Source organism: Erwinia sp. (assembly GCF_049696395.1).
Classification (GTDB): domain Bacteria; phylum Pseudomonadota; class Gammaproteobacteria; order Enterobacterales; family Enterobacteriaceae; genus Erwinia.
On the sequence record NZ_JBAVTT010000037.1, the window covers coordinates 1 to 26,248 of the forward strand.

General features: G+C 53.8%; 26 protein-coding genes and 2 tRNA genes. 5 read left to right on the forward strand and 23 right to left on the reverse strand.

Going from position 1 to position 26,248, the window contains the following annotated elements; genetic code table 11:
- A partial coding sequence (locus tag WCC56_RS05215) for an FKBP-type peptidyl-prolyl cis-trans isomerase N-terminal domain-containing protein (protein ID WP_424691359.1) occupies nucleotides 1-309 on the reverse strand: 309 nt, incomplete at its 3' end.
- A 300-nt stretch (nucleotides 310-609) separates the two neighbouring features.
- Here WCC56_RS05215 and WCC56_RS05220 point away from each other — a divergent pair.
- Nucleotides 610-1,164 (forward strand): LysM-like peptidoglycan-binding domain-containing protein, encoded by a 555-nt coding sequence (locus tag WCC56_RS05220; RefSeq protein WP_424691360.1) that lies wholly within the window; start codon nucleotides 610-612, stop codon nucleotides 1,162-1,164.
- A gap of 65 nt (nucleotides 1,165-1,229) precedes the next feature.
- On the opposite strand, the gene rplI is transcribed toward WCC56_RS05220, so the two are convergent.
- From rplI to rpsF, 4 genes are read right to left on the reverse strand one after another with little or no spacing between them, the layout of a single operon-like run.
- Nucleotides 1,230-1,682 (reverse strand): 50S ribosomal protein L9, encoded by a 453-nt coding sequence (rplI, locus tag WCC56_RS05225; RefSeq protein ID WP_424691361.1) that lies wholly within the window; start codon nucleotides 1,680-1,682, stop codon nucleotides 1,230-1,232.
- Nucleotides 1,683-1,723: 41 nt separating this feature from the next.
- Entirely contained in the window at nucleotides 1,724-1,951 is a 228-nt protein-coding gene (rpsR, locus tag WCC56_RS05230; protein WP_004392491.1) for a 30S ribosomal protein S18, read from the reverse strand.
- A 4-nt stretch (nucleotides 1,952-1,955) separates the two neighbouring features.
- A complete protein-coding gene (priB, locus tag WCC56_RS05235) occupies nucleotides 1,956-2,273 on the reverse strand; it encodes a primosomal replication protein N (RefSeq protein WP_424691362.1) in 318 nt (105 codons plus the stop codon).
- A gap of 6 nt (nucleotides 2,274-2,279) precedes the next feature.
- A complete protein-coding gene (gene rpsF / locus WCC56_RS05240) occupies nucleotides 2,280-2,675 on the reverse strand; it encodes a 30S ribosomal protein S6 (protein ID WP_013200501.1) in 396 nt (131 codons plus the stop codon).
- A 367-nt stretch (nucleotides 2,676-3,042) separates the two neighbouring features.
- Between rpsF and WCC56_RS05245 the strand changes: the two genes are divergently transcribed.
- Nucleotides 3,043-3,252 carry a hypothetical protein gene (locus WCC56_RS05245; RefSeq protein ID WP_424691363.1) on the forward strand — a complete coding sequence of 70 codons (210 nt, stop codon included), beginning with the start codon at nucleotides 3,043-3,045 and terminating at the stop codon, nucleotides 3,250-3,252.
- Nucleotides 3,253-3,286: 34 nt separating this feature from the next.
- Here the strand turns inward: WCC56_RS05245 and yjfP are convergent, their stop codons facing one another.
- Nucleotides 3,287-4,036 (reverse strand): esterase, encoded by a 750-nt coding sequence (yjfP, locus tag WCC56_RS05250; protein ID WP_424691364.1) that lies wholly within the window; start codon nucleotides 4,034-4,036, stop codon nucleotides 3,287-3,289.
- A 167-nt stretch (nucleotides 4,037-4,203) separates the two neighbouring features.
- Here yjfP and WCC56_RS05255 point away from each other — a divergent pair, with 167 nt between their 5' ends.
- On the forward strand, nucleotides 4,204-6,138 hold the full coding sequence (locus WCC56_RS05255) for a methyl-accepting chemotaxis protein (protein ID WP_424691365.1): 1,935 nt from the start codon (nucleotides 4,204-4,206) through the stop codon (nucleotides 6,136-6,138).
- Nucleotides 6,139-6,192: 54 nt separating this feature from the next.
- Nucleotides 6,193-6,516 (forward strand): biofilm peroxide resistance protein BsmA, encoded by a 324-nt coding sequence (gene bsmA / locus WCC56_RS05260; RefSeq protein ID WP_424691366.1) that lies wholly within the window; start codon nucleotides 6,193-6,195, stop codon nucleotides 6,514-6,516.
- Here the strand turns inward: bsmA and WCC56_RS05265 are convergent.
- The 15 genes from WCC56_RS05265 to nnr all read right to left on the reverse strand — a co-directional run bounded on the left by WCC56_RS05265 (nucleotide 6,493) and on the right by nnr (nucleotide 24,541).
- Complete coding sequence (locus tag WCC56_RS05265; protein WP_424691367.1) at nucleotides 6,493-8,121, reverse strand: isovaleryl-CoA dehydrogenase; 1,629 nt, start codon at nucleotides 8,119-8,121, stop codon at nucleotides 6,493-6,495. The two genes, bsmA and WCC56_RS05265, sit on opposite strands and share 24 nt — an antisense overlap.
- Before the next feature lie 101 nt (nucleotides 8,122-8,222).
- Nucleotides 8,223-8,960, reverse strand: coding sequence for a 23S rRNA (guanosine(2251)-2'-O)-methyltransferase RlmB (gene rlmB, locus WCC56_RS05270; protein WP_424691368.1), 738 nt, complete (start codon nucleotides 8,958-8,960; stop codon nucleotides 8,223-8,225).
- A 46-nt stretch (nucleotides 8,961-9,006) separates the two neighbouring features.
- A complete protein-coding gene (gene rnr, locus WCC56_RS05275; protein WP_424691369.1) occupies nucleotides 9,007-11,472 on the reverse strand; it encodes a ribonuclease R in 2,466 nt (821 codons plus the stop codon).
- A 19-nt stretch (nucleotides 11,473-11,491) separates the two neighbouring features.
- Complete coding sequence (gene nsrR / locus WCC56_RS05280; protein WP_424691370.1) at nucleotides 11,492-11,929, reverse strand: nitric oxide-sensing transcriptional repressor NsrR; 438 nt, start codon at nucleotides 11,927-11,929, stop codon at nucleotides 11,492-11,494.
- A gap of 192 nt (nucleotides 11,930-12,121) precedes the next feature.
- A complete protein-coding gene (locus WCC56_RS05285; RefSeq protein WP_424691371.1) occupies nucleotides 12,122-13,420 on the reverse strand; it encodes an adenylosuccinate synthase in 1,299 nt (432 codons plus the stop codon).
- 97 nt (nucleotides 13,421-13,517) lie between these two features.
- On the reverse strand, nucleotides 13,518-13,718 hold the full coding sequence (locus tag WCC56_RS05290) for a DUF2065 domain-containing protein (RefSeq protein ID WP_424691372.1): 201 nt from the start codon (nucleotides 13,716-13,718) through the stop codon (nucleotides 13,518-13,520).
- Between the two features lie 67 nt (nucleotides 13,719-13,785).
- Entirely contained in the window at nucleotides 13,786-14,790 is a 1,005-nt protein-coding gene (gene hflC / locus WCC56_RS05295; RefSeq protein WP_424691373.1) for a protease modulator HflC, read from the reverse strand.
- 3 nt (nucleotides 14,791-14,793) lie between these two features.
- Complete coding sequence (gene hflK, locus WCC56_RS05300; protein ID WP_424691375.1) at nucleotides 14,794-16,041, reverse strand: FtsH protease activity modulator HflK; 1,248 nt, start codon at nucleotides 16,039-16,041, stop codon at nucleotides 14,794-14,796.
- A 70-nt stretch (nucleotides 16,042-16,111) separates the two neighbouring features.
- On the reverse strand, nucleotides 16,112-17,392 hold the full coding sequence (hflX, locus tag WCC56_RS05305; RefSeq protein WP_424691376.1) for a ribosome rescue GTPase HflX: 1,281 nt from the start codon (nucleotides 17,390-17,392) through the stop codon (nucleotides 16,112-16,114).
- 209 nt (nucleotides 17,393-17,601) lie between these two features.
- On the reverse strand, nucleotides 17,602-17,910 hold the full coding sequence (gene hfq / locus WCC56_RS05310; RefSeq protein WP_424691378.1) for an RNA chaperone Hfq: 309 nt from the start codon (nucleotides 17,908-17,910) through the stop codon (nucleotides 17,602-17,604).
- Between the two features lie 102 nt (nucleotides 17,911-18,012).
- Nucleotides 18,013-18,963, reverse strand: a complete 951-nt coding sequence (gene miaA, locus WCC56_RS05315; protein ID WP_424691379.1) for a tRNA (adenosine(37)-N6)-dimethylallyltransferase MiaA — start codon at nucleotides 18,961-18,963, stop codon at nucleotides 18,013-18,015.
- Entirely contained in the window at nucleotides 18,956-20,863 is a 1,908-nt protein-coding gene (gene mutL, locus WCC56_RS05320) for a DNA mismatch repair endonuclease MutL (RefSeq protein WP_424691380.1), read from the reverse strand. Before mutL ends, miaA begins: the two co-directional genes overlap by 8 nt.
- 17 nt (nucleotides 20,864-20,880) lie before the next feature.
- Complete coding sequence (gene amiB, locus WCC56_RS05325; protein WP_424691381.1) at nucleotides 20,881-22,548, reverse strand: N-acetylmuramoyl-L-alanine amidase AmiB; 1,668 nt, start codon at nucleotides 22,546-22,548, stop codon at nucleotides 20,881-20,883.
- Nucleotides 22,545-23,021, reverse strand: a complete 477-nt coding sequence (gene tsaE, locus WCC56_RS05330; protein ID WP_424691382.1) for a tRNA (adenosine(37)-N6)-threonylcarbamoyltransferase complex ATPase subunit type 1 TsaE — start codon at nucleotides 23,019-23,021, stop codon at nucleotides 22,545-22,547. Before tsaE ends, amiB begins: the two co-directional genes overlap by 4 nt.
- Nucleotides 23,018-24,541 carry a bifunctional ADP-dependent NAD(P)H-hydrate dehydratase/NAD(P)H-hydrate epimerase gene (gene nnr / locus WCC56_RS05335; RefSeq protein ID WP_424691383.1) on the reverse strand — a complete coding sequence of 508 codons (1,524 nt, stop codon included), beginning with the start codon at nucleotides 24,539-24,541 and terminating at the stop codon, nucleotides 23,018-23,020. The genes tsaE and nnr overlap by 4 nt, the downstream gene beginning before the upstream one ends.
- Here nnr and queG point away from each other — a divergent pair.
- Nucleotides 24,540-25,676 carry a tRNA epoxyqueuosine(34) reductase QueG gene (gene queG, locus WCC56_RS05340; protein WP_424691384.1) on the forward strand — a complete coding sequence of 379 codons (1,137 nt, stop codon included), beginning with the start codon at nucleotides 24,540-24,542 and terminating at the stop codon, nucleotides 25,674-25,676. The two genes, nnr and queG, sit on opposite strands and share 2 nt — an antisense overlap.
- 315 nt (nucleotides 25,677-25,991) lie before the next feature.
- Here queG and WCC56_RS05345 read toward each other — a convergent pair.
- Both WCC56_RS05345 and WCC56_RS05350 read right to left on the reverse strand, forming a co-directional pair.
- Nucleotides 25,992-26,067, reverse strand: a tRNA-Gly gene (locus WCC56_RS05345).
- A gap of 34 nt (nucleotides 26,068-26,101) precedes the next feature.
- Nucleotides 26,102-26,177: transfer RNA gene (locus tag WCC56_RS05350), tRNA-Gly, on the reverse strand.
- Nucleotides 26,178-26,248: the final 71 nt, after the last annotated feature.

Here is a 26,248-nt window from a genome sequence, read left to right on the forward strand (position 1 = left end):
ACCAGACTCGGTGCTGCTCACGCCTTCACGCTTGATATTGTCTTGCAGGAATTTCTGACCTTCTACTGCCATTTCCTGCTGGCGCTCACGACGCACGGCATCAGCACGCTCATGAACTTCACGCAGCGCACGGTGAACAACGTCAACAGGTACAGCAGGGGCGTTCCCTTCCAGCGCATCGCGCAGGCCTGCCAGCAATGCTTCTGGCTGCAGACCCTGCAGTCCAGATTCCAGCAGCTGCTGGCCAACCTGTAAACCGATACCGTAACTTGCTTGCGCTTCTACGCTGTCAAAAGAAGGGGTAGTCATGGAATTTCCTTTCATCATTGATAAAAACAGAAGACGAAGCATAACAGCGCAGGCAACGGGCGTAAAATGGCATCTTCTTCAGGTGACTTTTGCCGGTTAAAAGGAAACAATACCCGGATCCCACGGGCGGAATAAACTCCGCACGCACAATGCGTTATCAGCTATATTTTAGTCGAGGTCAAAATGGGCCATCTTGCCCGCAGGCGAAGGAAAAGCCAGTCGCTTTCTCTAAACGGGTGGTTTCACCGGATAGCAAAAAGCTCACTATTTGCGCGTGGTTCGCGCCAGGAGGATGACGCAATGCCCAAAGCGTCTTCAGCATCACGAGTACCGCAATTCTTCCACCAGATCTGGCACCTGCCGGATTCCGTGCGCTGGATGGATCCGCTGCCACCACGCCATCGCAGGGGGATTATCCTCGCTATCATTGTGATATTGCTGGCCTTCCTTTGGCCTTCGCCCTCACCGGTGCAGCCTCAAAGGCCGGTAACCGCCGATCGGTCGTCAGGGACCGAAGTGCCCATGCAGGCTGAGATTAACGAGAGCCAGCCCGCTGCGCCGACAACGCCACCTAAAACCAATAATGATTCTCAGGGGACCTGGCACAGTTATCAGGTTGCTTCCGGGCAGACGCTCGCGCAGCTGTTCCGTGACAATAATTTAGCGGTGAATGATGTGTTCGCGATGGCGCGGGTGGAAGGCGACGATAAGCCGCTGAGTAATCTGAAGACAGGTCAGGCCGTGCGTATTCGTCAGAATGCACAAGGTGTGGTGAATGGCTTAACGGTAGATACGGATAACGGACAGATTCTGTTTACCCGCCAGTCAGACGGATCTTTTATTCGCGCGCAATAATTGGCGAATAAAAAAAACAAAAACGCCGGCACGTGGCCGGCGTTTTTATGCGGTAGCTTCAGCGATTAAGCTGCAGAAACCACGTTTACAATCAGTTTTGCCAGCACATCGCTGTGAACCTGGAACTCAACTTCATGCTCACCGGTAGTACGCAGAACGCCGTTCGCCAGGCGAACTTCGCTCTTAGTCACTTCAACGCCTGCTGCAGTAACTGCATCAGAGATGTCGCGAGCACCGATGGAACCGAACAGTTTACCTTCGTCGCCTGCTTTAGACGCGATGGTAACAGTGCCCAGTGCGTTGATTTTCTCAGCACGTGCATTAGATGCAGCCAGAACGTCAGCCTGTTTGGCTTCCAGTTCTGCACGACGTGTTTCGAAGAACTCAACGTTTTTCTTGGTAGCAGGAACAGCTTTGCCCTGTGGTACCAGGAAGTTACGAGCGTAGCCCGCTTTAACGTTAACCTGGTCACCCAGGTTACCGAGGTTTGCTACTTTATCAAGCAGAATAACTTGCATTACCTTATCCTCTTAAAGTCGTTAATAGACAGCGGCCGATATTACTGATGACGATCAGTGTATGGCAGCAGGGACAAGTAGCGAGCGCGCTTGATGCAGCGTGCCAGCTGACGCTGGTATTTTGCACGAGTACCGGTAATACGGCTCGGGACAATTTTACCACTTTCGGTAACGTAGTTTTTCAGCGTAGCGATATCTTTGTAATCAATCTCTACAACGCCTTCCGCGGTGAAACGGCAGAACTTGCGACGACGGAAATAACGTGCCATTAGGCTAGTCTCCAGAATCTATCAATTCAATCTGCTCGGCATGCAACACCGTCTTATTCAGCCCATTGCGCCCTTGATGGCTACTAATGAAACCTGAAACGGTGAGAGGCGTGCCGACCGTTATACTTTGAGTAATGTCCTGATGCGCTTTGCCGCTGATAACCACCGGCATACGACACCAGGCTTGCCGGGTAAAACCGGCTTCCACCTGCTCTGAACGGTGCTCAAGCACGAACTGGCAATGTGGAATACCTGACGGGCTCACTTTACGCATCGGTGTCTTGCACACAGTGCCAGACAACGTCAGCCGATTAGCCGTCACGGTAAATTACTCTTCAGAATCCCCAGCATCTGCATCATCAGAGGTTTCGTTAGCAAAATCTTCGCGACGATCACGACGCTCATCTTTCGCTTTAACCATCGGAGATGCTTCAGTTACCGCGTGCTTAACGCGCATAACCATGCTGCGGATAACGGCGTCGTTGAAGCGGAAGTTAGTTTCCAGCTCATCGATCACTTCCTGCGGAGCTTCTACGTTCAGCAGAACGTAATGCGCTTTGTGCAGTTTGTTGATCGGATAAGCCAGCTGACGACGGCCCCAGTCTTCCAGACGGTGAATCGTGCCTTCTGCACCAGTGATAGCACCAGTGTAACGCTCGATCATGCCAGGAACCTGTTCGCTCTGGTCAGGGTGTACCATAAATACGATTTCGTAATGACGCATCGAATTTGCTCCTTACGGATTATTCAGCCTCCTGTCAGGGTCAGCCGCGGCCCATGGAAGCAAGGAACGTGTATGTTTGAGCGGCTGAAAAAATTGACGCGTAATCATACTGGCGGGAGGGGAAAAACTCAAGGTAATGTCGAGGCGGAGAGCCATTTATTTGTCAAATTCGTGGCCAGGCTGAGGGGCATTCTGTGCTAATCGAGAGAGATCATCAGGTTAGCCTAAAAGTCGTTCAAAAAAGTTGATCTAAAACAGCAAGAATTACTAATACCTTTTAGCTGCCGGTGGGCTAAACTATACAGGTTGCTTATGACACGACCCTGACGTCCGCGTCAGACTGTATTACCCAGATTGTGGAGCTACCATGAAAACCATCGCAATCGCCTCTTTACTCGGTCTCTTCCTTTCCACATCCGCCTTTGCCCTTTCAACTGGCAACGAGCAGCAGGTGAAAAGCTACACCAGCAATGCGGCGAACAGTTATGTCTATGTAAACCGGATACCTTCTCCGTTAGACAAAACATCGCATAAAGCCCCGACTACCGCAGCAGAACGACTGTCCAAACAGTTGTAGCGGTGAAGGGCCCCGGTTTTACCGGGAACCAACCTTATAAATGATGCTTAAAAAACGCCGCTGTCGCTGTCAGTGCTGGCGGAGTGATGCGATGCCCGATGCCGCTTTCTACGATATACGTCAGATTTGCATCGAGCTTCGCTTCGCGCATCGCTTTTTCTAACCTGACGCTCTCTGCGGCAAGCACCACTTCATCCGCTTCACCATGCCAGACCAGCAAAGGCCGATCGGCCAGTTTTTCCAGCCGTGGACTGACATCATAGTCAGCCAGCGGAGCGAGTCTTTCCAATAATGCTTTCTTCTGCTCGGCTGTTTTTGCCACCAGCGGCGGAAACAATGTTTGTGAGAGTGACGTAAAATAGCCCGACCCCATCATGCAGGCGACGCAGGCCAGGTGGCTGTAACGGGCCATCGATCCCAGCGCAGTCATTCCTCCCATCGATGCGCCGCCCACCGCAAAACGCCCTTCTTCTATAAGATCCTGCTCGCGTAAAGCGCCTTCAATCAACGGCACTTCATCAATATTACTTCGCAGGATTTCCCAGAAACGGGTAAGCCGCACTTCCGTGTCGCCGTTATAACGCGAGCCGTGCATATCCGCATCCGGCATCACTACGCGAAAACCGGCCTGAGCCAGCTCGACAGCAAAATAGGCGTAAACCTCTTTCGATGAGGTGAAGCCGTGCCAGAAAAGAATTGTCGGTAATGGCGTATGCCGTTTACCCGCCGGCGTGGCATGCAAACAGCTGATGCCAGCAAAAGATTCGGTAGCAATCTCAATCATTAAGCCTCCGGTGAAAAACAGGGTCAGGAAAAGAGGATCCAGCGGAACCAGCTGAAATTTGAGTTTATTCGCTAAACCGTTAGCCTGCTCACAAAATTAAATCCTAAATGTTTCAGGTCTGTTGCCGTTAACCGATGCAAGCCCCTTAAACCTTCAACAGGCCACCCATGAAAAATCTCTCATTCAGTCGCTGGAGCCTTGGCGTAAAGCTGTCGGTGATCACGTCAATCAGTGTCGCCGTTCTGTTCCTGATCCTGACGCTGGCGCTGACCCATAATGCAGCAAAACAGCTGCAGGCACTGACTCAGGAAAATATGGATAACCAGGTCAGCGGCATTGGCGACATGGCATCGATGTTCGACAGTACGCTAAGCGAAGAAGTAGCCAATTATACGGCGCTGTTCCAGAGCTTTTTACCCAAGCGTTTTTCCGTAGATGACTCCCAGCTGATTGCCATTGGATCGGAACAGACGCCAACGTTACGCGCCGGACTTAAAACCCTTAACCTGGATCAGGTGCTGGTTGATGACTTCCAGCAGCGTACCGGCGCCATCTCCACCATTTTTGTGCGCACGGGCGATGACTTCATGCGTATTTCCACTTCTCTGCGCAAACAGGACGGTGAGCGCGCCATCGGCACCCGTCTTGATCACACCAGCCCAGCCTGGAAACTGATGCAGAAAGGGGAAATTTACCAGGGCGTGAGCATGCTGTTCGGCAAGCGTTATATTACGCAGTATCAGCCGGTTAAAGACAGTGAAGGCAAGGTCATTGCCATTTTGTTCGTCGGTGTGGACATTACCAAGCAGTATGCCGAAATACGCCAGAAGGTGCTCGATAAGAAACTGGGCGAAACCGGCCATTTTGTGGTGTTGGATAACGCGGCCGGTAAAAACCACGGTAACTTTGTGTTCCATCCGACCCAGGAAGGGAAGCAGCCTGGCTGGTCAGAGTCTTTACAACAGCAGTTGCTGAGCAACGTCAGTGGCACGCTTGAAGCAGAGGGCGAAGACGGCTCGACCCAAATCATGACCTGGCGGCACCTGCCAGAGTGGAACTGGGTGATCCTGGGTGAAGTGAATAAGGCCAGCCTGCTGGCACCGATTGACCAAACCCGCGATCTGTTCCTGCTGATTGGCGCGGCGCTGGTGCTGCTGTTCGCGCTGGGCTTTGTCATTACTACCCGCAACTGGCTGAGTAAACCGCTGCAAGAGGTGATCGAACTGGCTCGTCACTATTCGGCAGGCAACCTTCAGGCGACGTTGACGACTCAGCGTCACGATGAAGTCGGGCAGCTGATTCTGGCGATCAATGGCATTGGCGATGGTCTGGAACGAATTGTTTCTCAGGTCCGTGAAGCGGCTGAAGAGATCAGCAGCGGCACAGATGCCATTGCGATCAGCAGCGAGAACATTAGCGAGCAGATTTCCCGTCAGGCTAGCAGCGTGGAAGAAACCTCAGCCAGCATGGAGCAATTGAGCGCTACCGTGGCTCAGAACGCCGCTAACGTCTCTCAGGCGCTGACGCTGGTTGATGAGGCCTCTTCCGTGGTGCAAAAAGGCGGCGATACCGTCTCGCGCTCAGTGGTCACGATGACTGACATCAAAGGTGCCTCGCAGAGTATTGCGGATATCACTCATGTGATTGAGTCCATTGCCTTCCAGACCAACATTCTGGCGCTGAATGCGGCGGTGGAAGCGGCACGAGCCGGTGAACATGGTAAAGGTTTTGCGGTAGTGGCTGCAGAAGTTCGCGCGCTGGCTCAACGCAGTGCGCAAGCAGCGAAAGAGATCGACGGATTGATTGAAAACTCGTTAAGCAAAGTGATTCAGGGGCACGATCTTTCTGAGCAAACCCGTCAGTCGATGGAAGACATCGTCAGTCGGATTGGCCAGGTTAAAGTGCTGATGAGCGAAATTAATATCGCCTCAAAAGAGCAGTCAGCCGGAATTGGACAGGTCAATATTGCCATGAACCAGATTGGCCAGGCGACGCACCAGAACACCGAACTGGTCTCTACTTCTGAAGAGACAGCCCAGGAGCTCAGCCGCAAGGGGCATCATTTGACCCAGCTGGTCAGCGTATTTACGCTGAAAGGCTAATAATCACGGTGGGATAGCTTACACTATGAGTTATCCCACCGTTGAGAGCGCACTATGAGCCGGTTACTGACAGTACTCTTTGTTTTACTGACCGTTGGCTGCAGCCAGTTGCAAACCAAACCTGCCCCTCCGCCACCGCCGACATCGCAAGCTCAGGAAGTGACACGAGCGCAAAGCCTTACCCTCCGCAAACTGGGTACCATCAGCGTTAATGAACACGGCTCCCCGGATGATGCTGAACGGGCCATTGCTGCGAAGGCCAATTCCGCTGGCGCAACCTATTATTATATCCAGCTGGTCAGTGAGACGGTGATGCCTGGGTTCTGGTATTCCACCGCGATCCTTTATGGTCCCTCAACCACCGCCAGCCCGCAGTAATAACCGATCTGCCACGTTATCCGTCAGGCGGTAATGTCCTCTTCGATCCAGCATCTGGCGGCACCAGGCATCCGCCAGCGCGGGTTCCAGATGCGTCATAACCTGAACACCACAGGCCAGCGCGAAAAGATCTTCACACAGGCTGCGAGCCTGGGCTTCCTGCGGTTTGCCCAGACGAAGCTTAAGCTGACGCCATACACTGTCGAAGTGCCGGTTCTGGCCCTTCACCGCATCAAATTCTGTCGACAACATTTCACGCACGCCAGACTGTTTGCTCAATACCCTGAGCACATCCAGGCACATCACGTTTCCTGAGCCTTCCCAAATACTGTTTACCGGCATTTCCCGATAAATGCGTGGCAGCTCGCTCTCTTCGCAATAGCCAATACCGCCCAGCACCTCCATCGACTCCGCCACAAAGCTAATGCCTCTCTGACAGACCACATATTTGGCCGCTGGCGTAAAAAGCCGGCAGAAAATCTTCTCTGATTCACTGCTCTGTTGCGACCAGGATCGCGCCAGCCGCATCAACAATGCGGTTTGCCCTTCCAACACTAACGCCTGAGAACATAAGACCTGACGCATCAGCGGCTGATCGACAAGGTTCTTACCCAATACCTGGCGATGATGTGCATGGTAAAGAGCTACCGAGAAAGCCCGGCGCATCATGGCGTGGCTGCTCAACGCGCAGTCTAATCGGGTATAACCGCCCATTGTCAGGATCTGCCGGATACCCTCACCCTCTTCGCCAATCAGCCAGCCGCGGGCAGCCAAAAACTCCACTTCACTGCTGGCATTGGAGCGATTGCCAAGCTTCTCCTTCAATCGTTCGATATGCACCGCATTCTTCTCACCGCCCGGCAACAGTCGTGGCAGGAAAAAGCAGGATAAGCCGCCCTTCGCCTGGGCAAGAACCAGATGAGCATCGCTTTGCGGCACCGAGAAAAACCATTTATGGCCAGTGAGCTGATAGCATTCGCCGCTCCCGCGTGAAGCTTCCGGTTCCGCGCGAGTGGTATTGCTGAGCACGTCAGTACCGCCCTGCTTTTCCGTCATTCCCATACCAATCAGCAAACCTTTTTTCAGCGGTGCCTCTTTCACATGCGCGTCATAACGGTCGGACAACAGAGGAGAGAGCCAGTTTTCAAAGGTCGCAGGAAGGTGTTTCTGTAGCAGAGGAATAGCGCCGAAAGTCATGGTTACCGGGCAAAGACTGCCCGATTCAACCTGAGCGTGCAGCATAAAGCGAGCCGCGCGCGCTACGAAGGCCGTCTCTGGGGCTTTATCCAGCCAGGGGAGATTATGCACACGGTTAGCCGTAAGTCCTTGCATTAGCAGGTGCCAGGCCGGGTGAAAACGCACCTCATCCAGCCGTTCACCGCAGGGATCGTAACGCAGCAGCTCTGGCGGGTTGCTGTTTGCCAGCCTGCCCAGCTCCAGTGATTCGGCGCTGCCTAACTGTTGCCCGACCGAAGCCATAAGATCGTAATCCCACCCCGCGCCTTCGCGAAGCACGGCTTCCCGCAGAGGAGTATCAGAAAGAAACAGGTTGCTGTTCGCCAAAGGAAGAGGCTGATTAAAAACGGTATGGGTTTTCCAGTTCATCGCGGCATCCTTATCATTAACACTCATTCAGTATGAGAGACAGACAGGAACAGGCGAGAAACAGAGGGAAAATTCGGGGCGCAGGTCACGCCCCGGAAGGATTACTTACTGCTGCGCTGACGAACGGCTTCAAACAGGCAGACGCCTGTGGCCACAGAAACGTTCAGTGAAGAGACGCTTCCAGACATAGGAATGCTGATCAGCTCATCGCAGTGCTCACGGGTCAGGCGACGCATGCCCTCGCCTTCAGCACCCATCACCAGCGCCATTGGGCCAGTCATTTTGCTCTGATACAGAGTGTGATCGGCTTCACCGGCGGTGCCGACAATCCACACGTTGGCTTCCTGCAGAACGCGCAGCGTTCTGGCCAGGTTAGTCACAGTGATCAGCGGAACATGTTCTGCTGCGCCGCTGGCTACTTTTTTGGCTGTAGCATTCAGCTGGGCTGAACGATCGCGCGGGACGATAACCGCGTGAACGCCCGCAGCATCGGCGCTGCGTAAGCAGGCACCGAGGTTATGCGGATCGGTAATGCCATCAAGGATCAGCAGGAACGGTGAATCCAGACTTTCCAGCAGATCTGGCAAGTCACTCTCCTGATACTGACGACCAGGCTTCACCCGCGCCACAATCCCCTGATGAACGCCGCCTTCTACCTGGCTGTCCAGCCACTGACGGTTGGCTATCTGCACCACAATACCCTGTGCTTCCAGCTCTTTGATCAGCGGTTGCAGGCGCTTGTCATCACGCCCTTTGAGGATAAACACTTCCTGAAAGCGCTGAGGACTGCTGTCGAGCAGCGCCTTGACGGCGTGGATCCCAAATACAATTTCACTCATTAATCTGTTACTCAATTAATCTTATTAGGCCATGACAGCTATCCGGTTAGACCGGATTGTCAGTCTTTTTCTTCGCCGCACGACGTGACCGGGTTCCGGACGCGATTTTCCGCGTTTTGTCAGACGGTTTTCTCGGCTTCTTGTCTTTTTTGGCGCCAGCCTCTGCAGGTGCAGCAGTGTCCTGGCTCTTCGGTGCACGGAAAGAACTGTCCGGCTCAAAGGTGCCTTTTTTGCTCTGATCGCGACGACGCTTACCGCTGTGTTGAGAGGCCGGTTTCTTCGCGCGGTCACGCTCAGTTTTACCTTCGCCACGCGGTTTGCGGCTGCTGGAAATCATCGCAAAATCAATTTTACGCTCATCCATATGCACCGCTTCAACACGGACTTCAACCGTATCGCCAAGGCGATAGGCTTTGCCGCTTGATTCACCGATCAGGCGCTGACCTACCGCATCGAAACGGTAGTAGTCATTGTCCAGCGTGGAGACATGCACCAGACCATCGATAAACAGATCGGTCAGGCGGACAAAGAAGCCAAATCCGGTGACGCTGGAGATAACGCCGGTAAAGGTTTCTCCAACCTGATCCTGCATGAAGTCGCATTTCAGCCAGTCGGCTACATCACGGGTTGCTTCATCGGCACGGCGTTCTGCCATTGAACAATGCTGGCCAAGTTGCAGCATCTGCGGCATTTCGTAGTGGTATCCGCCCGTTGGCGTGGTGATACCGCCGTTCAGCGTGCCGTTCTCTTTCGCCAGCAGGTACTTAATCGCACGGTGCAGCAGCAGGTCCGGGTAACGACGAATTGGCGAGGTGAAGTGCGCATACGAAGCCAGAGCCAGACCAAAGTGGCCACGGTTTTCCGGGTCGTAAACGGCCTGCTTCATCGAGCGCAGCAGCATGGTTTGCAGCATTTCAGCATCAGGACGGCTGGCGAGTTGCTTAAGCAGCTCCGCGTAATCCAGTGGATGCGGTTTGTTGCCGCCACCCAGCGTCAGGCCCAGCTCGTTAAGCACCGAGCGGAAGCTCTTGATGTTCTCTTCGCCAGGACGGTCGTGGTCACGGAACAGCGCGGGCTCGTTATTCTTTTCAACATAACGGGCAGAGGCGATGTTCGCGAGGATCATGCACTCTTCAATCAGCTTGTGCGCATCGTTACGAGAAACCTGCTCAACACGTTCAATACGGCGATCGGCATTGAAGACAAACTTGGCTTCGTCGGTTTCGAAGGAGATACCACCACGCTGTTCGCGGGACTTCTCCAGCACCAGATACATGCGGTGCAGCTCTTCCAGGTCTTTGACCAGCGGCTGGTATTGCTCACGCAGCTCCTGGTTGCCCTGCAGAATGCTCCACACTTTGTTATAGGTCAGACGAGCCCACGAGTTCATGACCGCTTCGTAGTGCTTGTAGCCTGTCAACTTACCGGTTGAGGAGATAGTCATCTCACAGACCATGCACAGACGGTCTACCTGCGGGTTCAAAGAACACAGGCCGTTAGAGAGGACTTCCGGCAGCATCGGGATAACCTGAGAAGGGAAGTAGACCGACGTTCCACGGTTAACCGCTTCATCATCCAGCGGTGTGCCAGGGCGAACGTAGTAGCTCACATCAGCAATCGCTACCCACAGACGCCAGCCACCGCCGCGTTTTCTTTCACAGAATACGGCGTCATCGAAGTCACGGGCATCTTCACCATCAATGGTGACCAGCGGCAGATCGCGCAGATCCACTCGTCCGGCTTTCGCCTCTTCCGGCACTTCTTCTTTCAGCTTAGAAATCTGCTCTTCCAGCTCCGGTGACCAGGAGTGCGGAATATCATGCGTACGCAGCGCCATTTCCACAGCCATGCCGGTGCCCATATTGTCACCCAGCACTTCAACCACTTTACCCACGGCCTTGCTGCGGCGAGTTGGACGCTGTAATAACTCAACCACCACCACAAAGCCCATGCGGGCCCCCATCAGATTTTCTGGTGGGATCAGGATATCGAAGCTCAGACGGCTGTCATCAGGCACCACAAAGCCGACACCGGCTTCAGTGAAGTAGCGACCCACGATCTGGTTATTACGCGGTTCAAGAACCCGGACGACGCGCGCTTCACGGCGGCCTTTACGGTCTGCACCCATAGCCTGAGCCAGGATCACATCGCCGTGCATACACATTTTCATCTGATCTGCAGAGAGGTACAGATCGTCTTTGCTGCCCTCAATACGCAGGAAGCCGAAGCCATCGCGGTGGCCGATCACCTTTCCGCGCAGCAGGTCCAGACGTTCTGGCAAGGCATAGCACTGCCGACGGGTGAAGACCAGCTGGCCATCACGCTCCATCGCTCTCAGACGACGGCGCAGCGCTTCTGTCTCCTCTTCGCCGGAGATAGAAAGTTCTGTAGCCAGCTCTTCACGGCTGGCCGGTTTTTCGCGTTTATCCAGATGGGCTAAAATAAACTCGCGACTTGGAATGGGGTTGTCGTATTTTTCAGCTTCCCGTTCCTTAAATGGATCTTTTGACATAGCGGTTCCTCCGTTGTCATCAACTGCTGAGTGAAGGGTGTTCAACCAGCAATAATTTGTAGAGCGGATGGTTGTCTTCCAGCAGATCTGCCAGGGTGTAGCCATCCAAAACGGCCAGAAAACTCTGTACCGCATCATAGAGTGCCTTCTTAAGGCGACAGGCCGGACTAATGAGGCAAGGTTGGCAATTCACCAATTGTAGCGGCTCCATTTCCCGAACGACGTGGCCAATCACAATCTCTGACGCTGGCTTGCCTAAACGGATCCCACCGTTTTTTCCGCGCACTGCGGCGACGTAGCCAGCCCGACTCAGTTGATTGATTATTTTGACCATATGATTACGTGAAACACCGTAAGCCTCTGTTACCTCGGTAATACTGGTCATTTGACCGGTCGGCAAAGCCGCCAGATAGATCAGCGCACGTAAACCATAATCGGTGAAACTTGTTAGCTGCACAGTAACCTCGAAAGCTCGACCGACTGCCAGAAGTGCTGCCGTGATCCGCTCAAAAATGAGTGTGTTATCAATGATGATAAACCAGCCTGCGTATTCGAGGCCATTTTATTTAAGCAAGCGTTGATAAAGAGAAAACAAGGTGGGAAGCGCAGGCGGAAAGAGTAAGGCCGGGCAATGCCCGGCCCAGATAACTTATGCGTCAAACGGGTCGCGCAGGATCATTGTCTCGCTACGATCCGGGCCGGTAGAAATGATATCTATCGGTACGCCAGTTACTTCTTCTACACGCTTGATGTAATCAAGCGCGGCCTGTGGCAGGCCTTCCAGCGTTTTCACGCCGAAAGTGGTTTCGCTCCAGCCAGGCATGCTTTCGTAGATTGGCTCGATGCCTTCCCAGCCTTCTGCGGCCAGCGGCGTGGTAGTCACTTCGCGGCCATCTGGCATACGGTAGGCCACACAAATTTTCACTTCTTTGAGGCCATCCAGCACGTCCAGTTTGGTCATGCAGAAGCCAGAAAGGGAGTTGATCTGTACAGCACGACGGACAGCAACCGCATCCAGCCAGCCGCAACGGCGACGACGGCCAGTAGTGGCACCGAATTCGTTACCTTGTTTGCACAGGAACTCACCGGTTTCGTCGAATAGCTCAGTCGGGAATGGACCAGCGCCAACGCGGGTTGAGTAGGCTTTCACGATGCCCAGCACGTAATCCACATAACGTGGACCGATGCCGGAACCTGTTGCCACGCCACCAGCGGTGGTGTTGGAAGAGGTCACGTACGGATAAGTCCCGTGGTCGATGTCCAGCAGCGTACCCTGAGCACCTTCAAACATAATCAGGTCGCCACGCTTACGCGCGCCGTCCAGCAGTTCAGAAACGTCTACTACCATGCCGGTCAGGATATCGGCAATTGCCAGCGTGTCGCTCAGCACTTTATCGAAGTCAACGGCTTCTTCTTTGTAGTAGTTCACCAGCTGGAAGTTGTGATAATCCATCACTTCTTTCAGCTTAGTGGCGAAGGTTTCTTTGTTGAACAGGTCACCAACACGCAGACCACGACGGGCGACTTTATCTTCGTAAGCCGGGCCGATACCGCGACCGGTGGTACCGATAGCTTTCGCGCCGCGAGCTTTCTCACGCGCAACGTCCAGCGCTACGTGGTATTCAAGGATCAGCGGGCAGGCTTCAGAAATAAACAGACGTTCACGTACCGGGAAGCCGCGATCTTCCAGACCTTTCATCTCTTTCATCAGCGCAGCCGGAGACAGCACAACACCGTTGCCGATGATGCTGGTCACGTTTTCACGCAGAATACCTGATGGAATTAAGTGGAGGACGGTTTTCTCACCGTTGATGACTAGCGTATGGCCAGCGTTATGGCCGCCCTGATAACGAACAACATATTTTGCGCGTTCAGTCAGGAGGTCAACAATCTTACCTTTACCTTCGTCACCCCATTGGGTGCCCAGTACGACGACGTTCTTACCCATTTCTCAAAATCACCGATTGCTTAAAAATGGATTCTACCACCGTAAAACCCGTCTTTCAGCTCTTTTAGCATACGATTGCGCACTTTTTTCCCAAACTTCACCCGCCGCTGTGGGCGCTAATCATGTAGTAGATCACCGCGCCGGCCACCACGAGGCCACCACCAAAACGCCGTAACAGGGTATCCGGCAACTGCGCCATCGATAAAATCATCCGCCGCCACATGCGCGGTAGCAACACCGGGCCCAGGCCTTCTAAAACCAGCACTAACGCCAGTGCCATCCAAATGGTTGGGTTCATTATGTTTTCCGCTACAGACAATAAAAAAGGGGCCGGATAATCCGGCCCCTCGTTTTATAGCAGATTCTTAACGTGTGGCGTTAGAAGGCGATTTCATAAAGCGGAAGAAATCGCTGTCCGGGCTCAGCACCATCACATCCTGATTGCTCTTGAAGCTATTATCGTAAGCACGCAGGCTACGGATAAAGGCGTAGAAGTCAGGATCCTGGCTGAACGCATCAGCAAACAGTTTCGCTGCTTCTGCATCACCTTCACCGCGGGTCATCAGGCCGGTACGCTGCGCTTCTGCCAGCGTACGAGTCACCTCGTAATCCGCCGTTGCACGCAGCTTCTCAGCCTCTTCCTGACCCTGTGAACGCTGGCTACGGGCTACTGACTCACGCTCAGCACGCATACGAGCGTAGATCGCGTCAGAGACTTCAGTAGGCAGGTTGATCTGCTTGATGCGCACATCCACAACCTGAATACCCAACGCCGCCATACTGTTCGGGTTCATAGCCGGTTCATTGCTGGTCGTTTCACGCTCAACACGAGCCGCTGCCGAAGCAATGGCATCATCTGCCGCTGGCGTGGCGATTTCATCGTCCTGGCCTGCGCTACCGGTATTCAATGCATCACGCACATCGGTAGTCAGACGACCGCGGGAATCGGTAACGATGTCCTTCACGTCCAGACGACCAATTTCAGAACGCAGACGGTCACTGAATTTACGTTTCAACAGCACTTCTGCCTGGGAGACGTCGCCGCCGCCGGTGGCCAGATAGTAACGGCTGAAGTCGCTGATACGCCATTTGATGTAAGAATCAACGATCAGGTCTTTCTTCTCTTTGGTGACGAAGCGATCGGCCTGGTTATCCATGGTCTGGATACGGGCGTCCAGCGACTTCACGGATTCCAGGAAAGGGATCTTGAAGTGCAGACCTGGTGCGTACACCAGCGGTTTATTTTCGCTATCGCGCAGGACTTTACCAAAGCGCATCACAATGCCACGCTGGCCTTCCTGAACTACAAACAGTGACGCGTACAGCACCACCAGCACAACAATCAATACTACGATTAATGGCTTACGCATCGCTTACTCTCTCCCTTCGCGCTGGGTATCGTTGCGCTGAGCATTCGCCCGGCGCTGATCCATGATGGTGTCTGGATTGTACGACGAACTGCTGCTGGCGCGGTCATTGCTGTTTGCCGGTGGCAAACGCAACAAACTGTTGCTGCTGCTGTCCTGGGTGGTGTTAGAAGATGCACCGCCCTGTCCGCGCATGATTTGATCCAGCGGCAAGACCATCAGGTTATTGCCCTTATCATTAACCAAAACCTTGCGGGTGTGGCTGAGCACGCGTTCCATGGTTTCAATGTACAGACGCTCACGAGTGATCTCTGGCGCGGCTTTGTACTCAGGCAGAAGTTTCGCAAAGCGATCCACTTCACCCTGTGCTTCCAACACGGTACGGGTTTTGTAAGCACGCGCTTCTTCCAGAATACGCTGTGCCTGACCGTTGGCGCGTGGCTGCACTTCATTAGCATAAGCTTCCGCTTCACGGACGTACTGCTCACGGTTTTCACGCGCAGCAATGGCATCATCAAATGAGGCCTTCACTTCTTCAGGCGGACGGGCAGCCTGGAAGTTAACGTCCAGCAGAGTGATCCCCATATCGTAAGGACGAATGGTCTCTTCAAGCTCACGCTGAGTGTCACTACGGACCACGGTACGACCTTCGGTAAGGATGCGGTCCATCGTTGAGCGGCCAATTACGCCACGCAATGCACTGTCCGTTGCCTGACGCAGGCTGTCATCTGCGCTGGTTACCGCAAACAGATAACGTTCCGGGTTAGTGACACGGTACTGCACGTTCATTTCTACGCGCACAACGTTTTCGTCAGACGTCAGCATGGTGCCTGAGGCTGCCAGCTCACGGACGGCTTCAACGTTCACCGCACGGACCTGATCGATAAAGGTCGGTTTCCAGTTCAGACCTGGCTCAACCAGATGACTGAATTTGCCGAAGCGTGTCACCACACCGCGTTCCGCTTCTTTGATGGTGTAGAAGCCGCTACCGGCCCAGATCACTACCGCCGCAACCACGACAATACCAACCAGACGACCACCGCGACCCGGCGTACGCTGCCCGCCGCTGTTATCGTTTTTGTTACCACCGCCGAATCCGCCAAGCTTTTTGCTCAGCTTGCGAAAAATATCATCCAAATCAGGAGGCCCCTTATCGCGCCCTCCCTTGTTTCCCCCAGAGTTGCCGCCTTGATTATTGCTGCTTCCCCACGGGTCGCGGTCCTGTCCGTTATTCCCGGGCTGATTCCACGCCATGTTTATACTCCATATAATTGTGTGTGCGGTGGTATCCCAAGGCCGGGATACGCGTGTCAGGCAAAATCAGTCAAACAATGTAATCCACCAGCGCCGGCTCCTGTTTGCACAGACGGCGCCAGTCAACGATCGGCATACGTACCTGTAAACCTACGCTACCATCGTCTTCGTTCCACTCTTTTTCTATCGCCTGAAGCTGATAAAAACGGCTACGTAACCGCCCTGCTTCTGGCGGTAGACGCAAATCATACTGCGCGATTTCACCGGCCAGACGCTCGGTCAGCGCCTGGAACAGCAGTGGAATCCCTTCCCCCGTCTGGGCAGAAACCCACACGCGGACCGGCTTATTCTCTTCATCACGATCGATACGCGGCACAAACCCGTCGAGCATATCGATCTTGTTCATCACCTGAAGCGTAGGAATTTCGTCTGACTCAATCTCTTCCAACACCACTTCAACGGCTTTAATATTTTCATCGACGCGTAAGTCAGCGGCGTCAATAACGTGCAGCAGTAACGTTGCTTCACGCGTTTCTTGTAACGTCGCTTTAAAAGCAGCGACTAAATCGTGTGGCAAATGACGAATAAAGCCTACGGTATCCGCCAGCACCACTTCACCCACATCAGCCACATCCACCCGACGCAAAGTCGGATCGAGCGTGGCGAACAGCTGGTCGGCAACATAGACCTCAGCAGAAGTCACACGGTTAAATAATGTGGATTTACCGGCATTGGTATATCCAACCAACGAAACGGTCGGCACATCGGCTTTATTACGCGCCTGACGGCCCTGCTCACGTTGTTTTGCTACCCGCTCGAGACGCGAGAGGATCAGCGTAATACGGTTACGCAGTAAACGACGGTCCGTTTCCAACTGCGTTTCACCCGGGCCGCGCAGACCTATCCCGCCTTTCTGGCGCTCAAGGTGCGTCCATCCACGAATAAGGCGCGTGGCAAGATGGCGAAGCTGTGCCAACTCCACCTGCAATTTACCTTCATGGGTACGGGCGCGCTGGGCAAAAATATCAAGGATAAGGCCGGTTCGGTCAATGACGCGGCATTCACAAAGGGCTTCCAGGTTTCTTTCCTGGGCCGGGCTCAGGGCGTGATCAAATAACACCACCGAGGCACCGCTGGCTTTCACCGCCTCTGCAATTTCTACTGCCTTTCCTTCACCGACGAAATATTTTGGATGGGGAGATCTTCGGCTACCGGTTATAACACTCAGCGCTTCAACACCCGCAGAAGAGACCAGGGTTTCGAATTCCTGCAAATCTTCCGTATTCCGCTCCTGGGAAAAATAGATATGTACCAGAACGGCCTGCTCACCGGCTTCATAACGGTCAAACAAACTTAAAACCTCTCAGAGCCTTATTAAACCTGCAACACGTTTGGCCATACTGCGTGAATATCAGATTTTACGTGCACACCTGGATCAAAAAACCCTCAGGTGGCGAGTTTGCGCGATTAAGCCCCGCCATTCGGCGCAGGATAAATCGGGCGGATTGCCAGGACGGGGAACCCGAGTGAACAGGTGTCCCCGTCATGGAAGAGCAGTGATTACTCTGCGTCGTCACTCTCTGGCTGAGGCTGAGTAGAAGCCCCCTGGTTACTGCCATGATGATAGTTGCTGCTTCCGCCACCTGCATTGTTGCTATGGTGGGAGACCGGACGGGACGGAACAACAGTAGAGATAGCGTGCTTGTACACCATCTGGCTAACTGTGTTTTTCAATAGAATTACAAATTGATCAAACGACTCGATCTGACCCTGCAGTTTGATACCATTCACCAAATAAATCGAAACCGGAACACGTTCACGACGCAGCGCGTTCAAGAACGGATCTTGCAATGATTGCCCCTTAGCCATTCTATCTTTTCCTTATATGCTTGTTGTTTACTGCCTGAGAGCATAAACGCTCTGAAATACTGCGTAAAAATTCGCGCAGGATAATGCACTAATTGTACACAATCACCCAGGCTTCGCACTAAGAACCTGTAACAGGGTATCGCGTGCGGCTTCAGGTTGTTCGCTATCCAGCCAGTGAACATCCTTCCAACCGCGTAACCATGTTATCTGCCGCTTAGCCAACTGCCGGGTCGCGCAAATTCCCCGATAAACCATGTCATCGTAGTCGATCTCACCCGCCAGATATGACCACATCTGGCGGTAACCGACACAACGAATGGAAGGCAAGTCCGTATGCAAATCTTCTCGTGCGAACAACGCCCGAGCCTCCGCTTCAAACCCTGACGCTAACATCTGCTGAAAACGCAGTTCAATCCGCTGATGGATCACTTCACGTTGCTGAGGTGCAATCGCGAACTGGGTCACATCGTATGGCAGCGCTTCGCCAGAAGTTTTAGTCAGTTCCGTTAAAGTTTTACCCGAAATAAAAAAAACTTCCAGTGCTCGCGAGAGTCTCTGGGGATCATTCGGATGAATACGATTTCCTGCTACGGGATCTATCTCACATAATTGACGGTGAAGGGCATCCCAACCCTCTTCACTCGCCTGTTGCTCAATACGCTGACGCACTTCCGGATCCGCCGGGGGCAACGGCGACAATCCTTCCAGCAAAGCCTTGTAATAGAGCATGGTGCCACCAACAAGCAACGGGATACGACCGCTTTCGGTTATCTCCGCCATTTCAGCCAGCGCATCCCGACGGAACTCAGCAGCGGAATACGCTTCAGAGGGGTCACGGATGTCCAGTAAACGATGGGGCGCCAATGCCAGCTCATCAGCGGAAGGTTTGGCTGTGCCAATGTCCATACCGCGATATATGAGGGCGGAATCTACGCTAATCAACTCAACCGGCAGCTGCTGGCGTAATGCAATCGCCAGTGCGGTCTTACCGGAAGCCGTTGGCCCCATCAAAAAAATTGCCTTTGGCCGGCCAGCCTTGGATGTCTCACTCATGCTTCAGGGCGTTCATCGCCTGTTCAATATCGATGTGCTGTAAAAATCCAGAAGGTGGCGATTTCAGTAGCTGCGGGCAAAGTCGTTCGACTTCAGCCAGCAAAGCAATCGCCTGCGAGTGATTCCAGTGCGGATGTTCAACTACCGAATGACGCGCTAACCATTGCGCCACCTGCGTTGCGGACACATCCTGCTGCCGGGCGAGATAGCCTAACAGTTCTGGAATCAAGTTTTGTAAATTTTGTTGGCGTAATGGTAAAGGTACCGCGCGCAACGTCACATGGTGTGAATCCGCCTGCAGCTCAATTCCCATCTGGATCAATAAGCTGGCGTGACGAGTTATCGCTTCACGCTCCGGCTTATCCATCTTTATCCGCACCGGGATCAATAACGGCTGAGGTTTCAGCCCTTCTTCTCCGGGTTCAAGCTGTGCCTGCTTCAGCCAGTGCGCTGCAACAGGCAAATTAATGAATGCCAGCCGCTCTTGCGACTCGACCAAAGCAAAATTGTCTTGCAGGACGCTCAGCACCCGGCCAAAACTCTGGCTGTGGCCACTTAAAGGTAGGTCGGTGTGGCGTTCGGCTTTATTTACGGGTTCTCTGGCAGCTGGCGCTTCCGGCGTCTGTAACAGCTGCTGATAAGCCCTGCCTTCCTTCTGCTGATAAACAGGTTCCTGCCGCTGCCAGTTGGCTGAACCAGCCGCCGATCCGCTACCTGAATGAGAAGAAGGCGCAGAGCGATCCCCGCCAACTGAAGACGAATTGCCGCCAACGCTGGCTGACGGGATGGCTGCTTTGGCTGGCGCAGGTGTTGAAAAATGATTGCCGCCCGCAGCCTGGCGATTCTCAGGCTGCCAGCGCTCGGCTGGCGCAGCAGGTTCTACAGCCAGCAAAGTTTCGGCCCCCGCCTCCTGCAACACGCTGACTACGCCCTGATAGATAAAATCATGCACCAGGCGTGACTGATGAAAACGCACTTCATGCTTGGCCGGGTGAACGTTGACGTCCACCTGATGCGGATCGATTTCCAGATACAGGACATAGGCAGGCTGGTGAGCGTCTCCCAGCTTGTCCTGATAAGCCTGGCGGATGGCATGATTGATCAGCCTGTCACGCATCATGCGGCCATTTACGTAGCAATATTGCAGATCGGTGATCGCCCTGGAGCCCGCAGGATCGGCAACCCAGCCCTTGAGGCTCAAATCGCCATGCTGCCACTCAATCGCCAGCGCATGGCTAAGGAATGCTGTTCCGCAAATAGCCCCAAGGCGGCGCTCACGCTGGCTGTGCTCAGTCACGCCACGATACTGGCGAATTAACTTCCCGTTGTGGGTCAGCGAGAAAGCCACGTCAAAGCGCGCCAGAGCAATGCGGCGGATGATTTCGTCAATATGGGTGAATTCGGTTTTTTCGGTCCGCATAAATTTGCGGCGTGCAGGGGTGTTGTAAAAGAGATCCAGCACTTCAAGCGTGGTGCCTACAGGATGCGCAGCCGGCTTCAGCGTCACGGACATCTCTCGCCCTTCAGCATAGGCCTGCCAGGCTTCTGTCTGTGCTTCAGTCCGCGATGTTAGCGTCAGTCTGGATACCGAGCTGATACTGGCCAGTGCTTCTCCACGGAAGCCCAGGCTCATGATCGCTTCAAGGTCGTCCAGCGTGGTGATTTTGCTGGTGGCATGCCGGGCAAGCGCCATCGACAGCTCTTCTTTGCCGATGCCGCTGCCGTTGTCACGGATGCGGATCAGTTTGGCGCCCCCTTTATCGATTTCAATATCGATACGGGTCGCGCCAGCGTCCAGGCTATTTTCAACCAGCTCTTTGACCACCGACGCTGGCCGCTCCACCACTTCACCAGCGGCTATCTGGTTAGCTAGCTGAGGAGGCAACACCTGAATCGGCATAGTAATTCCTTGTCTGGTTACGAAGCCGGGATAGTTAAGGTCTGCCCCAGCATCACGTTTTGCGATTTCATCTTATTGGCCTGCTGAATCGCCTTCGAACTGACGCCATAATGGGCGGCAATCGCAGTAAGTGAATCACCCCTTACCACTTTGTGACGCACGGGGGTTTTGGCTTTAGTTACGCTGGCGGTTTTGTTGCCAGCCGGAACTTTCAATCTTTGCCCAACCCACACCACATCTTTCTTCAAGGTATTCATTGAACGCAGCGTCGCCAGGCTGATGCCGTACTGCGCCGCGATGCCGGAAGCGGTCTCTCCCCGTTTTACCACATGCCGCTGGATCGCCCCAGTGTATTGGGTGTTATCTGGAGCCGGGTTGGGTTCAACATTAACCGTCGCTGCGGACTGCAAGGGACGGTTTTCCTCCTTTGGGATGGATTGCAGCGGGTGCGCCAGGAAGTAGTTGCGGAGTCCTTTATAAATCGACTCTGCAATCTTCTGCTGGTAAGCGCTACTGCCGAGCAGTCGCTCCTCCGAAGGATTACTGATGAAGCCGGTTTCCACCAGCAAGGAAGGAATATCCGGCGAGCGCAGAACGCCCAGGCTGGCGTGTTCCGGGCGACGTTTGTGCAGGGAACCCACGCGCTGAAGCTGCGCAATGACCTTCACCGCCACATCATAACCAACGCGTTGAGAGTGACCGAACTGCAAATCCAACACGGCCTGGCTCAGATAAGGATCGGCCTGACTGTTAGCCAGCAAATCCCCTGCTCCGCCCAGCAGCTCTGACTGTTTCTCATGCTGTTCCAGCCAGCCCGCCATTTCACTGTTGGCGCGGCGGTTAGAGAGCACCCAAACGGAAGCACCGGAAGCACTGCGGTTTGGTGCAGCATCGGCGTGAACAGACACCAGCACGTTAGCATTTTGCTTACGCGCCACATCGGAACGGCCCATTACCGAAATAAAGTAATCACCGTCACGAGTCATCACACCTTTGAACATTGGATCGGCATTCAGCAGGAGTTTAAGCTTACGGGCGATGGCAATGGTGACATTCTTCTCTTTCAGGCCGCCTCCGCCAATGGCGCCGGGATCCTGTCCGCCGTGACCGGCATCGATCGCTACAATCACCGCTTCATTAGCTGAAGTAGGTGTTATGCCCGGTCGGACAACATCATTGCCACTGCTTACAGCGGTAACCTGATTGCCTTTGAAAGGGTTTTCCTTCGGCGTTGATGGCGTACTGCTTGAAGCGGGGCTTACTTCTGCCGGACGGCTGGAAGACGCACGAGCCGGGCGAGAGCCCGTAATAGTAAAGACTACGTCGTAATCATTGCCATTACGCTGAGTAACTGCACGGGTTTTGCCCGCCTGAGTCAGTTCAAACACCAGACGAATGCTTTGTTGGTCTTTCGGCGTGCTGGAGCGAATGCGCTTAACGATGTTCTCACCGCTAAATGTCAGAGGCAGACCTTTGATGACGCCGCTCTGGCGAATATCTAACACCACGCGATCGGGATTGTGCAACGGGAAGAAGCCATACACCGGCTGGCCGTTAAAACTGAGGGTGACGGTGGCTTTGTCATCACCATTGGAGACTTTAATGTCGGATAAATTGGCTGCAAGCGAACTAAACGTCGTCAGTAAAAGTGCCAGTACCAAACCAAACTTCATGCGCAACTTCATGAACAACCCTTTTCCATAGCGACCTGCTGAATCATCGTTTCTCCTGCAGCTGAACAGGCTTTCAATTCTGCCTGACGCGCCTGGCCCTGATAGCTCAGGTGCAGTTCAATGTCCGGGACGGGCAAAAAGCCCGCGCCTTGTTGTGGCCACTCGACCAGGCACACGCTGTCACCGCCAAAATAGTCACGGATCCCCATAAATTCGAGTTCTTCAGGATCTGCAAGGCGGTAGAGATCGAAATGATAGACCTGACGGTCAGGCAACTGATAGGGCTCCACCAGAGTGTAAGTCGGGCTTTTCACATTCCCCTGATGCCCTAAAGCCTGAAGGAACCCCCGGCTGAACGTGGTTTTCCCCGCGCCAAGATCGCCAAAAAGGTAGATCATCGCCGCACCATGACAGGCACGGGCCAGGCTGGCACCTAAAGTGAGGGTTGCTGCCTCATCGGACAGGGTGATTACACAGGTCTTCATTCTTTTTTAGTCAGGATCTCTGGATTAACAAACAGATAAAGTTCAGAAAATAGATCGGTAGCCAACATTCCTCGCGTGCCGTAACGCGCTGAAACCGCCTCAGCCGCTGCGCCATGCACAACGCATCCGGCACAGGCCGCATCATACAGTGAGAGCTTTTGCCCTAACAAACTGCCGATGATCCCTGAAAGCACATCACCCATCCCACCCGAAGCCATGCCCGCGTTGCCCACATCGGCAAACGCCATTTCACCCGCCTCGCTGGCGATAATTGTTCCGGCGCCTTTCAACACCACCACGCCGCCATAGCGTTTCACCAACTCTCTGGCTGAATGTAAGCGGTCACTCTCAATATCGCTGGTCTTACAGTTCAGCAATCGGGCCGCTTCGCCAGGATGAGGCGTAAGGATCCGATTTTGACGTTTATCGGGACTGATTGCCAGCAGGTTAAGCGCATCTGCGTCCCAAAGCATCGGTTTCTGAGAGTTTTCTACCTTTTGTAACGCTTTTTTACCCCATTCGCCCTGTCCAAGGCCTGGGCCGATGACTATCACATCCGCCCATTCCAGCGCCTGATCCACAGCCTTGCTGGTCAGCTCTTCCACCATCAGTTCTGGCCTTGCGGTCAGTATCGGCGCGATGTTGTCTTTGTTAGTAAGTACTCGCACCATTCCTGCGCCGGCCCTTAGTGCCGCTTCAGCAGTCATGCGAATCGCCCCGGCGGTGCCATGATCGCCACCAATGATAGCTAATTTGCCATGATCGCCTTTGTGCGAGGTGGGTCTGCGTGGCTTAAGCCACCGGCTAAGGGAGGAAGCGTCATATCTTGCCATCGGCGCATCCTGCTGCGACAGCCAGGCATCCAGACTCAGGGCGTGAAAATGCAACTGCCCAGTGTAGTCGCGGGCTTTGCCAGTCAACAGGCCTGCCTTAAGGGCAATAAACGTCAATGTGTGGCTGGCGGAGATAACAGTACCAGGTGCTGTGCCGTTAGCAGCCACTAACCCTGACGGAATATCTACGGCAAAAACCTCGGCGGAATGGGCATTCGCTTGTTCAATCAGCCAATCATAAGGCGCTTTAGCCGGCCGGTTTAGCCCGGTTCCCAGCAACGCATCGACAATCACGTCAATCCCTTCAGGCCAGACAAACGAAGGATCGTGGATCACGCCACCTGCCGCAAGCCACGCCTCGCGAGCCTGACTAGCTTCCTCTGGCAAGGGCTTCCTGCCCTCGCAAGCTATCACCGTCACCTTTAACCCGGCAGACTGCGCCAGACGAGCAACGATAAACCCATCTCCGCCGTTGTTACCGTGCCCGCAAAGGATTAACCAGTGCTGCGCAGTGGGCCACAGAGCGCGGAGTTGCGTAAAAGCCGCTTCACCTGCGCGTTGCATGAGTTCAAACAGCGTCAGGCCCAGCGCGTCAGCTGCTTCGCGCTCAAGGCCGGCCATCGCCTCTACAGGCCAGACAGAATAGGGTAAACTGGTAGGGTTACTTTGCTTATTCAGGTTTGTCATGTCACTTCCTCTCGATCTCCATCAACTTGCCCTAGATATCAAACGCTGGGGGCAGGAACTCGGCTTCCAGCAAGTGGGTATCTGCGATACCGATTTAAGCGTGGAAGAACCACGCCTGCAGTCCTGGCTGGACAAGCAATACCACGGTGAGATGGAATGGATGGCACGTCATGGCATGATGCGCGCACGTCCCCATGAATTGTTGCCCGGCACGCTCAGGGTTATCAGCGTGCGGATGAACTATCTGCCTGCTAAGGCAGCTTTTGCCAGCACTCTAAAAAATCCCCAGTTAGGCTATGTCAGCCGCTATGCACTTGGTCGTGATTACCACAAAGTATTGCGCAATCGCCTGAAAAAGCTCGGAGACTTAATCCGTGAGCGCTGTGCCGAAGTGCAGTTTCGTCCCTTTGTAGACTCAGCGCCAATACTCGAAAGGCCTCTGGCGGCTAAAGCAGGACTGGGCTGGACCGGCAAACATTCGCTGATCCTGAACCGCGAGGCCGGCTCGTGGTTTTTTCTTGGCGAACTGCTGATTGACCTGCCGTTGCCTGTCGATAAACCGCAGGAGGAGCAGTGCGGCCGCTGTGTGGCCTGCCTCACCATCTGTCCCACCGGCGCCATTGTCGAGCCCTATACGGTTGATGCCCGGCGCTGCATTTCTTATCTGACCATCGAGCTGGAGGGCGCAATCCCTGAAGAATTCAGGCCGCTGATTGGCAACAGGATTTACGGTTGCGATGACTGCCAGCTCATTTGCCCCTGGAACCGCTATGGTCAGCTAACTGACGAAGATGATTTTGGGCCACGCGCAGTTTTGCATGCGCCGCCGCTCGACGAGCTTTTCGCCTGGGATGAGGCCAAATTCTTACGCGTGACAGAAGGCTCGGCTATCCGCCGTATTGGTCATCTTCGCTGGTTGCGTAATGTGGCTGTTGCGCTGGGGAATGCTCCCTGGTCTGCCGGGAACGTTGCGGCACTCGAAGCTCGTCAGGGTGAGAATGACATGCTGGATGAACACATAAGCTGGGCATTGGCTCGCCAGTTGGCTAATCGCAGTGAACATGTGGTTGAAATTCAGGGACAGCAGAAAAGGCTGGTTAGAGCGGTAGAAAAAGGTTTACCACGCGATGCATAAGTGAACAAAGCGCAATTATTTCCCGCGTAGAAGGTTTTCCACACGCTGTGCATAAAAATAAAAAGTTGTTGTCATTCAAGTGTCACAGAAAGCACAAGCGATCCAGATAACAATTTGAAATATTAATATAAGCAGTTAAAACAGTCAGTTACAGGGAAAGCCTGCAGGCTTCTTCAGAAAGCCATAGCGGATGACAGACTGAGCGCCTGTGGATAACTCTGTTAAAGAACTTTTTGTGATGAGCAAAAACAACGAAGCGCAGCTGGGTTATCGCTGTGGATAACATCACCTGGAAAAATGAGAAGAATGATGATTTGGAGCGGGAAACGAGACTCGAACTCGCGACCCCGACCTTGGCAAGGTCGTGCTCTACCAACTGAGCTATTCCCGCTTAAGATACTTGGTGTATGACTGCAAAAAACGTTTGGAGCGGGAAACGAGACTCGAACTCGCGACCCCGACCTTGGCAAGGTCGTGCTCTACCAACTGAGCTATTCCCGCTTAAGATACCTGGTACAATACTGCTAAATACTGCTAAAAAAAATTTGGAGAGGGAAACGAGACTCGAACTC

Excerpts from the sequence above, each read along its gene's own strand:
- WCC56_RS05220 (WP_424691360.1), top strand. The coding sequence starts at position 610 with ATGCCCAAAGCGTCTTCAGCATCACGAGTACCGCAATTCTTCCACCAG.
- rplI (WP_424691361.1), bottom strand. The coding sequence starts at position 1,682 with ATGCAAGTTATTCTGCTTGATAAAGTAGCAAACCTCGGTAACCTGGGT.
- rpsR (WP_004392491.1), bottom strand. The coding sequence starts at position 1,951 with ATGGCACGTTATTTCCGTCGTCGCAAGTTCTGCCGTTTCACCGCGGAA.
- rpsF (WP_013200501.1), bottom strand. The coding sequence starts at position 2,675 with ATGCGTCATTACGAAATCGTATTTATGGTACACCCTGACCAGAGCGAA.
- WCC56_RS05245 (WP_424691363.1), top strand. The coding sequence starts at position 3,043 with ATGAAAACCATCGCAATCGCCTCTTTACTCGGTCTCTTCCTTTCCACA.
- yjfP (WP_424691364.1), bottom strand. The coding sequence starts at position 4,036 with ATGATTGAGATTGCTACCGAATCTTTTGCTGGCATCAGCTGTTTGCAT.
- WCC56_RS05255 (WP_424691365.1), top strand. The coding sequence starts at position 4,204 with ATGAAAAATCTCTCATTCAGTCGCTGGAGCCTTGGCGTAAAGCTGTCG.
- bsmA (WP_424691366.1), top strand. The coding sequence starts at position 6,193 with ATGAGCCGGTTACTGACAGTACTCTTTGTTTTACTGACCGTTGGCTGC.
- WCC56_RS05265 (WP_424691367.1), bottom strand. The coding sequence starts at position 8,121 with ATGAACTGGAAAACCCATACCGTTTTTAATCAGCCTCTTCCTTTGGCG.
- rlmB (WP_424691368.1), bottom strand. The coding sequence starts at position 8,960 with ATGAGTGAAATTGTATTTGGGATCCACGCCGTCAAGGCGCTGCTCGAC.
- rnr (WP_424691369.1), bottom strand. The coding sequence starts at position 11,472 with ATGTCAAAAGATCCATTTAAGGAACGGGAAGCTGAAAAATACGACAAC.
- WCC56_RS05285 (WP_424691371.1), bottom strand. The coding sequence starts at position 13,420 with ATGGGTAAGAACGTCGTCGTACTGGGCACCCAATGGGGTGACGAAGGT.
- WCC56_RS05290 (WP_424691372.1), bottom strand. The coding sequence starts at position 13,718 with ATGAACCCAACCATTTGGATGGCACTGGCGTTAGTGCTGGTTTTAGAA.
- hflC (WP_424691373.1), bottom strand. The coding sequence starts at position 14,790 with ATGCGTAAGCCATTAATCGTAGTATTGATTGTTGTGCTGGTGGTGCTG.
- hflK (WP_424691375.1), bottom strand. The coding sequence starts at position 16,041 with ATGGCGTGGAATCAGCCCGGGAATAACGGACAGGACCGCGACCCGTGG.
- hfq (WP_424691378.1), bottom strand. The coding sequence starts at position 17,910 with ATGGCTAAGGGGCAATCATTGCAAGATCCGTTCTTGAACGCGCTGCGT.
- miaA (WP_424691379.1), bottom strand. The coding sequence starts at position 18,963 with ATGAGTGAGACATCCAAGGCTGGCCGGCCAAAGGCAATTTTTTTGATG.
- mutL (WP_424691380.1), bottom strand. The coding sequence starts at position 20,863 with ATGCCGATTCAGGTGTTGCCTCCTCAGCTAGCTAACCAGATAGCCGCT.
- amiB (WP_424691381.1), bottom strand. The coding sequence starts at position 22,548 with ATGAAGTTGCGCATGAAGTTTGGTTTGGTACTGGCACTTTTACTGACG.
- tsaE (WP_424691382.1), bottom strand. The coding sequence starts at position 23,021 with ATGAAGACCTGTGTAATCACCCTGTCCGATGAGGCAGCAACCCTCACT.
- queG (WP_424691384.1), top strand. The coding sequence starts at position 24,540 with ATGTCACTTCCTCTCGATCTCCATCAACTTGCCCTAGATATCAAACGC.
- nnr (WP_424691383.1), bottom strand. The coding sequence starts at position 24,541 with ATGACAAACCTGAATAAGCAAAGTAACCCTACCAGTTTACCCTATTCT.